Annotated in this window: 7 protein-coding genes and 1 pseudogene; 2 read left to right on the top strand and 6 right to left on the bottom strand. The window is 59.2% G+C overall.

All coding sequences use genetic code 11. The features are described 5' to 3' along the window. Positions 1–2,186: TonB-dependent siderophore receptor (locus tag ACFE0K_RS11280; protein WP_434536158.1), on the top strand; the 2,186-nt coding region annotated here is incomplete at its 5' end. Positions 2,187–2,400: 214 nt separating this feature from the next. On the opposite strand, the gene ACFE0K_RS11275 is transcribed toward ACFE0K_RS11280, so the two are convergent. From ACFE0K_RS11275 to ACFE0K_RS11265, 3 genes are all read right to left on the bottom strand, one after another. Next, a complete protein-coding gene (locus tag ACFE0K_RS11275) occupies positions 2,401–3,246 on the bottom strand; it encodes a CvfB family protein (RefSeq protein ID WP_434536157.1) in 846 nt (281 codons plus the stop codon). Positions 3,247–3,441: 195 nt separating this feature from the next. Further along, positions 3,442–3,981 carry a DUF2058 domain-containing protein gene (locus ACFE0K_RS11270; protein ID WP_434536156.1) on the bottom strand — a complete coding sequence of 180 codons (540 nt, stop codon included), beginning with the start codon at positions 3,979–3,981 and terminating at the stop codon, positions 3,442–3,444. Between the two features lie 14 nt (positions 3,982–3,995). Further along, entirely contained in the window at positions 3,996–4,526 is a 531-nt protein-coding gene (locus tag ACFE0K_RS11265; RefSeq protein WP_434536155.1) for a DUF4262 domain-containing protein, read from the bottom strand. Positions 4,527–4,676: 150 nt separating this feature from the next. Here ACFE0K_RS11265 and ACFE0K_RS11260 point away from each other — a divergent pair, with 150 nt between their 5' ends. Next, entirely contained in the window at positions 4,677–5,417 is a 741-nt protein-coding gene (locus tag ACFE0K_RS11260) for a TIGR04219 family outer membrane beta-barrel protein (RefSeq protein WP_434536154.1), read from the top strand. A gap of 59 nt (positions 5,418–5,476) precedes the next feature. Here ACFE0K_RS11260 and ACFE0K_RS11255 read toward each other — a convergent pair whose 3' ends face one another. From ACFE0K_RS11255 to ACFE0K_RS11245, 3 genes and pseudogenes are all read right to left on the bottom strand, one after another. Beyond that, entirely contained in the window at positions 5,477–6,403 is a 927-nt protein-coding gene (locus tag ACFE0K_RS11255) for an acyltransferase (RefSeq protein WP_434536153.1), read from the bottom strand. 177 nt (positions 6,404–6,580) lie between these two features. Continuing rightward, positions 6,581–8,821 (bottom strand): DNA topoisomerase IV subunit A, encoded by a 2,241-nt coding sequence (parC, locus tag ACFE0K_RS11250; protein WP_434536152.1) that lies wholly within the window; start codon positions 8,819–8,821, stop codon positions 6,581–6,583. A 219-nt stretch (positions 8,822–9,040) separates the two neighbouring features. Next, a pseudogene (locus ACFE0K_RS11245) lies at positions 9,041–9,316 on the bottom strand (DNA topoisomerase IV subunit B); the annotation flags it as partial. Positions 9,317–9,338: the final 22 nt, after the last annotated feature.

Genomic DNA, 9,338 nt, shown 5'->3' with positions numbered 1-9,338 from the left:
CCCTACTTCCAGCGTGCTGGCTGCTGCCGCGCGTCACGACGCTTTACGACGAAGCCAGCCAGAGCAATCCACCGCTCTCACGTGAAACCATTGATGTCACTGCCGCACCATCCGGGGGTGACTATGACGCAGGCATGACCACCGAAGGCAAGGACAGCTACACCACCGACGCCACCAACACCGCCACCCGCATGGTGCTGTCCCCGCGGGAAACCCCGCAGTCCGTCACCGTGATTACCCGCGAGCAAATGGAAGACTTCGGTCTCAACAGTGTGGCGGAAGTGATGCAGCGCACCCCCGGGGTCACCGTGAATGCCCAGGACACCGAACGCTTGCAGTTTTTTGCCCGCGGTTTCGAAATCACCAATTTCCTCTACGACGGCATGCCCTCCATGCGTAACAGCTCCCTGGGCAAACAGGCCGCCCAGGCGGACACCTTCATCTATGACCGGGTGGAAGTCCTGCGCGGCGCCAGTGGCCTGCTGCACGGCATCGGCAATCCGTCCGCCACCATCAACCTGGTCCGCAAGAAACCCACCCGCGACTTTTCCGGCCAGGTCGGCATCGAGGGCAACAGCTGGAACGGCTATCGTGGCGAGCTGGATGTGGGCGGCCCTATCGACGGTAACGACAAGGTCCGGGCCCGCTTTGTCAGCGCCTATGAACAGGGTGAGTCATTCCTGGATCATTACGAGAATGAAAAGCAGGTGTTCTACGGCGTGATCGAAGGGGATATTTCCGACAGCACCATGATCACCCTGGGCATGGACTATATGGATTACGATCCGCAGGGCTCCACCTGGGGGGGTATTCCACTGTTCTACAGCGACGGCGGCCTTGCCGACCTGGACCGGGACACCAACCCGGCCACCGACTGGAGCAGCTGGGCCCAGGATGCCCGCACCGCTTTCATGCACCTGGAACACCAGTTCGACAGCGGCTGGTACGGCAAGCTGGCCTATACCTACCAGGAAAACAACTACGATGCCCAGCTGGCTTCCGCCGGTGGCGACACCCTGAACCGGGACGGCAGCGGCAAGACGTTGTGGTCCGGACGCTTCCAGGAAGAAAAACACCAGGATACCTTCGACCTGTACGCCAACGGCCCCTTCGAACTGTTTGGTCGTCAGCACGAGCTGGTGATCGGTGCCAGTCACTCCAGGGCCAAACGGGACTACACCGGTCAGCCCGCATTGAACTTCGATAACACCCTGGACAACCTGTTCACCTGGAACGGCAACCACGCCAAACCGGCCTGGGGTGCCAACAATGCCGAAGAGAAAGAACTGATCGAGCAGACCGGTTTCTATGCCACCGCCCGCTTCAAGCCCACAGACTCCCTGGCAGTGATCACCGGCGGTCGTGTGGTGGACTGGGAACGCTCACGGAGCGGCTTCAACTGGGCCGGCCCTTTCCCTGCCCATGAACGACATTTCCAAGAAAACGGCGAAGTGGTGCCCTTTGCCGGCGTGGTTTATGACCTGAACCAGCACCACTCTGTCTATGCCAGCTACACCAGCATTTTCCAGCCGCAAACGGTCCTCGACATCAACAACCGGGTGCTGGATCCGGAGGAAGGCAACAGCTATGAGGCAGGCCTGAAGAGCGAGTTCCGGGATGGCCGGGTGAATACCACCGTGGCGGTGTTCCGCACCGATCAGGACAACCTGGCGGAATCCACCGGCCAGCCGATTCCCGGCGGCCCGCCCAATTCCGAAGCTTACCGTGCCGTGGACGGCGCACAGACCAATGGTTTCGAGCTGGAAGCCTCGGGCGAAATTCTACCCCGCTGGCAACTGCTGGCCGGCTACACCTACCGGATCACCGAAGACCCGGAAGGCGACGAGCTGAATACCACCTCGCCGGAAGATATGCTGCGACTGTCCACACGTTACCGTTTCAATGGCAGCCTGAACGGGCTGACTCTGGGCACCAGCATTGCCTGGCAGAACAAGACCTACGCCTTCGTTACCCGTCCCGGCCACAACAGCGATTTCAAGTTCGTCCAGGACGACTACACGCTGGTGGACCTGATGGCCCGTTATCAATTCAACCCGGCACTGTCGGTCACCGCCAATGTCAGTAACCTGACCGACGAGAAATATTTCAACAACCTGGGATTCTATAACGGCGGCTACTACGGCGATGGCCGCAAAGCCAGCCTGAAGCTGAATTACCGCTTCTAGCGCCCCCCCCCCGGCAACAACGTAGGGTGAATTAGCCACAGGCGTAATCCACCATGATGCCGAGGAGAGAGTGAAAAGCGGTGGATTACGCCTGCGGCTAATCCACCCTACGCACTGCTTCTAAAGCAAAGAGGCCGCACTCAAACCATGAGCGCGGCCTCGTTAATTGCAGATGAACCCCGGGCTTTCTCGCGTCGCTGTTAACTATTCACTGTTAACTGTTCACTAACGAAATCTTGCCCTTCTCGATCACGATACGACGCTCCTTATAGAGCCCGCCGATGGCCTGCTTGAAGGCATTCTTGCTGCAACGGAAGGTGGCAAAGATATCTTCCGGACTGCTCTTGTCACCCAACGGCAGTTCGCCGCCAGCGGCCTCTAGGGCAGCCAGGATCTGCTCACTGAGCCCTTCGCTCTTCAGCGCGCCGGGGGGATTCAATGACAGGCTGAGTTTGCCGTCCTCGCGCAGACGCTGCACATAGCCGGTGACCCGCTGACCAGGCCGCAGTGGCGCGCGCAGTTCCTGCTTGGCAATCATGCCCCAGCAGCGGTTATCCACCACCACCTTGTAGCCAATATCGGTACCATGGGCCGCCACCAGTGACACCTCGTCACCCTGCTGGTAATCGTCGCTGGTATCATCCAGAAAGCGATCCAACTGGGCACTGACCAGCAGCCGCCCTTCCCGATCGGTGGTGATCATCACCAGCACCCAGTCATCCTCGCGCACCGGTCCTTTCTGTTCGGCGAAAGGCAGCAGCAGGTCCTTGGGCATCCCCCAATCCACAAAGGCGCCCACCTTGCTGGTGGAGACCACTTTCAGGGACGCCACCTGACCATACTGGGCGCGGGGCGTGCGCAGGCTGGCCATAGGACGGCCCTGGCCATCGCTGTACAGAGTGACCAGCACACTATCACCGGGGCCCAGATTCTGGCCTTCGACTTCCCGGGACGGCAACAGCACTTCGCCCAGCGAACCGCCGTCCAGCAGCAACCCGTTATGGATCGGCTTGATGACTTCCAGGGAATGGCGGGCGCCAAGTTTAGTGGATGCGGTCATGGTTCGGGCCTGGTTGGTTTAAGGGTTCGGGTCGATGTGGATGTGCGCTCATGTTTCAGGCTCGATGTTGTGAAACCTGTCGAGTTCTGGAATTCCTGATCGCCCTGCGGGCGATTTCCTTGCTGCGCAAGGCTCGCACCTCAAGAGGAGCTCCTACAGCGGCTTCGTAGAACCGTTCGTGCCGACGGCTGCGCGCTACCACATCAGGTCATCGGGAATCGGGAAGTCCTTGTAGGGGTCATCCTCGTCCACCGCGTTGTTGCCACGCTCGTTGAGCAGCAACACCGCGCCCTCGTCACGCTGGCGAATCTTTTCTGCCACCACCGTGGGCACCAGCTCATAGCCGTCGCCCAGGGCCACAATGGCGATCTGACCGCGCTCAAGCTGGGCCTGCTGCTTGGCGGTGACCCAGGCTTTCTTGATCTTCTTGTCCTGAACGAACTGGTAGGCCACATCGCCATGCTGCCGGTCCAGACGACTTTGTTCGATCATCTGCTTGATCTGGGCGGCGATTTCCTTCTTCTCACGCTCTGCCTTGCGGGCGGCTTCACGCTGGCGATCCGCTTCAGCCTTTTCCTCGCGCTGGCGACGGGCCCGCTCGGCCGGGTCTTCCAGCTCGATCTCGCCACGCTTGGCCTGGTTGGCCTCCTGGCGTTTCTGTTGCTTGGCGCGACGGGCCTTTTTTTGGTCCGCCAGACCGGCTTTCATCAATTGTTCTTGCAGGGAATTGGCCATCTTGCTCTCCGAACTCAACGGCGATTCTGGGTTAACGGGGACGCAGGCGGCGCCCCCAACAACGGCTGGGCCCGGTGAAAGCGAGCATCGTAGCCGGGCTGCCAGGGGAACACGCCCTTGGGATCAGGCCACACCATCTGCAGCGCCGGGTACGGCGCCGGCAGGCTCTGGTAGAACCAGTTGGCGAAGCCCAGGTATTCCTTGTAATGCGGGAAGGCCACCGGCAGGAACATGACTTCCAGGCCATCGGCGATATCGTTATACAGGCGGTATGGCTGGTAGGGCTTGTTCAGACCGCGAATTCGCACGGCGGCACTGTCCAGCAGGCGGCTGGCCAGGGAATCCTTGAGCCCCAGCACGATCAGTTCCGGATGATTCAGATTGAGGAAATGCCCCACGCTGAACGTGAAACCAGGCTGACCATCACCACCGGACACCGCAAAATGGTGCCAGCCCTTGCGCTGGATATCCGCCAGCAGATCTTTGTCTTGTGCATCTTCCGGTGCCGGATAGCGGAACGTCCCGGGCATTTCATCTAGAAACATAGGTAACTGTCAGCAGGAGCAGGGCCGAACCCGCCGAGCCCCGACAAATGAATCGTGATTGTTGTGGGCATGGTACCAGAATCCCTGTGGACTTGGTGACACCCTTGTAGACCTGCAATACTGACCTTTCACTCACAAGCAGGAGTTTCCATGAAACGCATCACTCTGCTGGCAGCCGGTTTACTGGCCGCCCCCCAGGCCTGGTCAGCACCGGGCATTGCCGTTTATGGCGGCGGCTACAGCTGGGACACCGAGTTTGAAGGCACTGTCGCCTCCGGTGGTGAAGATATCCGCATGCAGGACGACCTGGGCTTTGATGAAGCCAACCAGCAGGTGCTCTATCTGGGCGTGGAACATGCCGTACCGCTGATTCCCAATGTGCGGGTGCGCAGCCTGGATCTCTCTGATGATGCCAGCAACCGCCTGCAACGCACCTTTGTGTTCAATGGCCAGCTGTTTGTGGCCAACACCGAGGTCGAAACCGATATCGATCTGGATATCCTCGACGGCACGCTCTACTACACGCCGCTGGATAATGCCCTGAAAGTGAATCTGGGGGTGACTGTACGCAAGATCGAGGGCAGCATCAGCCTGGACAGCCTGCTAGCCAGCACCACCCAGAACTTCGATGAAACCCTGCCCATGCTGCATGCCTCCGGCCGACTCAACCTGCCGGTCCCTGGCGTCTATGTCGGCGGCGAGATCGACACGATCAGCTACGACGGCAACACCTTGCGGGATCTGACCGCTCGCATCGGCTGGCGTTCGGATTTCCTGCTTGGCGTGGAACTGGGCTACAAGCACATGGACCTGAAGCTGGATGATGTCAGCGACCTGGATGCGGACCTGGATATGGGTGGCCCCTATCTGGCGGCCTCACTGAGCTTCTAGCGGACTGTCACAGACAAGGCATTGTCTCTGGCCTCTGCGGAGGCAATGCCTCTCCCTGATTACTCGCCGGCACGCTCACCCTGCTGTGCACTTCCCTCGCGTTCCTGTTCTGCCATCTGCACCAGTCGCGCGTCCTTCTGCGCCCACAGATCACTGACCCACTGCTGCATTTCTGCCCGGAAAATCGGGTCTTCCTGATAATCGCTACGCCATAGCACCGGTTCCAGGGTGCGGGTCTGTACATCCACCACGACCCGATCCACCCGGCCGCACAACAAATCCCAGAACCCCGGCGGCGCCCCTGCCGGATACAGGATGGTGACATCCAGTATGGCATCCAGATTGTCACCCAGAGCGGCCAGCACAAAGGCCACGCCACCGGCCTTGGGTTTAAGAAGATGCCGGTAGGGAGACTGCTGGTTATCATGTTTGGCTGCCGTAAAGCGGGTGCCTTCCAGAAAGTTCACCACCGTCACCGGGATGCCCTGAAATTTCTCACAGGCCTGCCGGGTGATCTCCAGATCCTTGCCTTTCAGATGCGGGTACTTCTCCAGGAATGCCTTGCTGTAGCGCTTCATGAAAGGGTAATCCAGCGCCCAGAATGCCAGCCCCAGAAACGGTACCCAGATCAGTTCTTTCTTGAGGAAGAACTTGAAGTAAGGCGTCTTGCGATTGAACGCCTGAATCAGCGCAGGGATATCCACCCAGGACTGATGGTTGCTGATCACCAGATAGGAGGTATCACCACGCAAATCCTCCACGCCGCGAATCTCCCACTGGGTAGGGGTCATCAACGCAAAGATGGCCTTGCAGATCTCGGCCCAGGTTTCCGCGATGGCCATGACGACCGAGGAGCAGACCTGGCGGGCTCGCGAGCCCGGAAGAATCACCTTGAGAAGCGCCACCAGCATCATGGGACCAATCAGTATCAGGGTGTTGAGCAACAATAATAGTGCGGTGATAGCGCCCGTGATCGTGGCAGCCATGATGATCCTCCTGCTCTTTTCCCTACCAGAGAGGGTATTAAACCGGGTTCTCGCCATCACGCAAGTCTGTACCCCCGGGCCCGGGTGCGGCAGCTGGGCTGATTGACCTGCCGGAAACCGACCCACAAAAAAACGGCACGCTGTTGAGCGTGCCGCTTTTTGTTAACCGTAAAAGCGTTACTCGCCTTTACGCTCCACGGCCATCTGGTCCACATTCTGGAACCCGCGCGGTAGCTTGGCGCCGCGGCGGCCACGCTCTCCGTAGTAGTGCTCCAGATCACTGGCCTTGAGGGTCAGATGGCGTTTGCCGGCATGAATGGTGAGCGCATCCTGCGGTCCCAGCACTTGCATGTCCTGCACGAACTCGACTCGATCCGCCACCCGCGCACCGGGGATGGACATCATCTTGTTGCCCTTGCCCCGTGCCATTTCCGGCAATTCCTTCACCGGGAACACCAGTAGACGGCCCTCGTTGGAGACCAGTGCGATCAGGTCGTCGGCAGTGGAGGCAATCGGTGTGGGCGGCAGCACCCTGGCACCCTTGGGTACCGACAGTACCGTCTTGCCCGCCTTCTTGTTGGCCAGCAAGTCCCCGTAGCGCACCACGAAACCGTAACCGGCATCGGTGCTCATCAGGTAGGCATCCTTTTCCTTGCCCATCACCGCTGCCATAAAGCTGGCCCCGGACGGTGGGCTGACACGGCCGGACAGAGGCTCGCCCTGACCGCGGGCACTGGGCAGGGTATGGGCCGGCAGGGAGTAACTGCGCCCGGTGCTGTCGATAAAGCACACCGGCTGATTGGACTTGCCCTGGGCCGAGGCCTTGTACTTGTCGCCGGCCTTGTAGCTAAGACCAACCACATCCACCTCATGGCCCTTGGCAGAACGCACCCAGCCCTTCTCGGACAGCACCACCGTCACCGGATCAGCGCTGACCAGATCGGTTTCGTCGAGGGCAGACGCAGCATCCCGCTCGACCAGCGGCGAGCGACGGTCGTCGCCGTATTTGTCCGCGTCTTCCTGCAGCTCCTTGGCCACCAGTTTTTTCATCTTGGCGGTGGAACCCAGTGTTTCTTCCAACTTTGCCCGTTCTTCGTTGAGCTCATCCTGCTCACCACGGATCTTCATTTCCTCGAGCTTGGCCAAGTTGCGCAGCTTCAGATCGAGGATGGCTTCCGCCTGGCGATCAGAAATACCGAAACGCTCCATCAACACCGGCTTCGGCGCGTCTTCGGTACGAATAATATGGATCACCTCATCGATATTGAGGTAAGCGACCAAATAACCTTCCAACAGGTGCAACCGCTCCAGCACCTTATCGAGACGATGCTGCAGACGCCGGCGCACGGTGACCATACGGAACTGCAGCCACTCGTTGAGAATCATATCCAGGCTTTTCACCTGCGGCCGGCCATCAATGCCGATCATGTTCAGGTTCACCCGGTAATTCTTTTCCAGATCGGTGGTGGCGAACAGATGGCTCATCAACTGGGCAATATCCACCCGGTTGGAGCGCGGCGTGATCACCAGTCGCGTGGGATTTTCATGATCCGATTCATCGCGAAGGTCGCTGACCATGGGCAGCTTTTTCTTCTGCATCTGGTCGGCGATCTGCTCCAGCACCTTGGCCCCGGACACCTGGTAGGGCAAGGCAGTCACGACGATGTCACCTTCCTCGCGCTCATACACGGCACGCTGCTTGAGCGACCCCTTGCCTTCCGCGTACATACGAATGATGTCGTTCTGGGAGGTAATCACTTCCCCCTCGGTGGGGAAGTCCGGCCCCTGGATGTACTGCATCAGGTCATCCAGAGAGGCCCCCGGATCCTTGAGCAGGTGAATACAGGCATTGGCCACTTCGCGCAGATTGTGCGGCGGAATGTCGGTGCTCATGCCCACCGCGATACCGGTGGTGCCGTTGAGCAACACATTGGGCAGACGGGCCGGCAACAGCTTGGGCTCGTCCATGGTGCCGTCGAAGTTGGGCACCCATTCCACGGTGCCCTGACCCAGCTCGGCCAGCAGCACTTCCGCATAGGGAGCCAGCTTGGATTCGGTATAACGCATGGCGGCAAACGACTTCGGGTCATCTGCACTCCCCCAGTTACCCTGACCATCCACCAGCGGATAGCGGTAACTGAACGGCTGCGCCATCAGCACCATGGCCTCGTAACAGGCAGAGTCCCCATGGGGATGATATTTACCCAGTACGTCACCCACGGTACGCGCGGATTTCTTGTACTTGGAGGTCGCCTTCAGCCCCAGCTCACTCATGGCGTAAACAATACGCCGCTGTACCGGCTTGAGGCCGTCACCAATATTGGGCAAGGCCCGGTCAAGAATCACGTACATGGAATAATCCAGGTACGCTTTTTCGGTGTATTCCCTTAAGGGAAGACTTTCAAATTCATCAGCCATTTCTTCAATGCCTTATTCTCGATCACAGCATGTTCAAATGCTGAGAGGCTCTATGTCTTTGCGATGCTCTAAGAGTTGAAAGTTCAAAGCACGGCAGAAGTCCTGCCAGCCTGAACGGCCTTGCCCGCGCTTCACTGTTAACGGTCAGCGCGGATCTGTAGCCTTTCAACACACAAAAAGCCGGCTTCGCGTTGCAACTTTCAACTTGAAACTTGCAACTCAAACCTCCGCCAGATTGCCTTTCTCTTCCAGCCAGATCTTGCGATCAGAGGCGCGTTTTTTGCTCAGCAGCATATCCATCAACTGGAGAGTATCGTCGCCGCCGGTTACATCCAGGCGCACCAATCGACGGGTATCCCGGGCCATGGTGGTTTCGCGCAGTTGCAGCGGGTTCATTTCGCCCAGGCCCTTGAAGCGGCTGACGTTGACCTTGCCGCGCTGCTTCTCGGCTTTGATAAGGTCCAGCCCGCCTGCCAGCCCTTCCTTGTCCAGGGCTTAGTAACCATCATTCCCACCC

Source organism: Alcanivorax sp. (assembly GCF_051117345.1).
Classification (GTDB): domain Bacteria; phylum Pseudomonadota; class Gammaproteobacteria; order Pseudomonadales; family Alcanivoracaceae; genus Alcanivorax.
This window is presented reverse-complemented; position numbering and strand designations above follow the sequence as displayed.

Bases quoted from the DNA above. Each gene is read 5' to 3' on its own strand.
- ACFE0K_RS11275 (WP_434536157.1), bottom strand. From the start codon at position 3,246: ATGACCGCATCCACTAAACTTGGCGCCCGCCATTCCCTGGAAGTCATC.
- ACFE0K_RS11270 (WP_434536156.1), bottom strand. From the start codon at position 3,981: ATGGCCAATTCCCTGCAAGAACAATTGATGAAAGCCGGTCTGGCGGAC.
- ACFE0K_RS11265 (WP_434536155.1), bottom strand. From the start codon at position 4,526: ATGTTTCTAGATGAAATGCCCGGGACGTTCCGCTATCCGGCACCGGAA.
- ACFE0K_RS11260 (WP_434536154.1), top strand. From the start codon at position 4,677: ATGAAACGCATCACTCTGCTGGCAGCCGGTTTACTGGCCGCCCCCCAG.
- ACFE0K_RS11255 (WP_434536153.1), bottom strand. From the start codon at position 6,403: ATGGCTGCCACGATCACGGGCGCTATCACCGCACTATTATTGTTGCTC.
- parC (WP_434536152.1), bottom strand. From the start codon at position 8,821: ATGGCTGATGAATTTGAAAGTCTTCCCTTAAGGGAATACACCGAAAAA.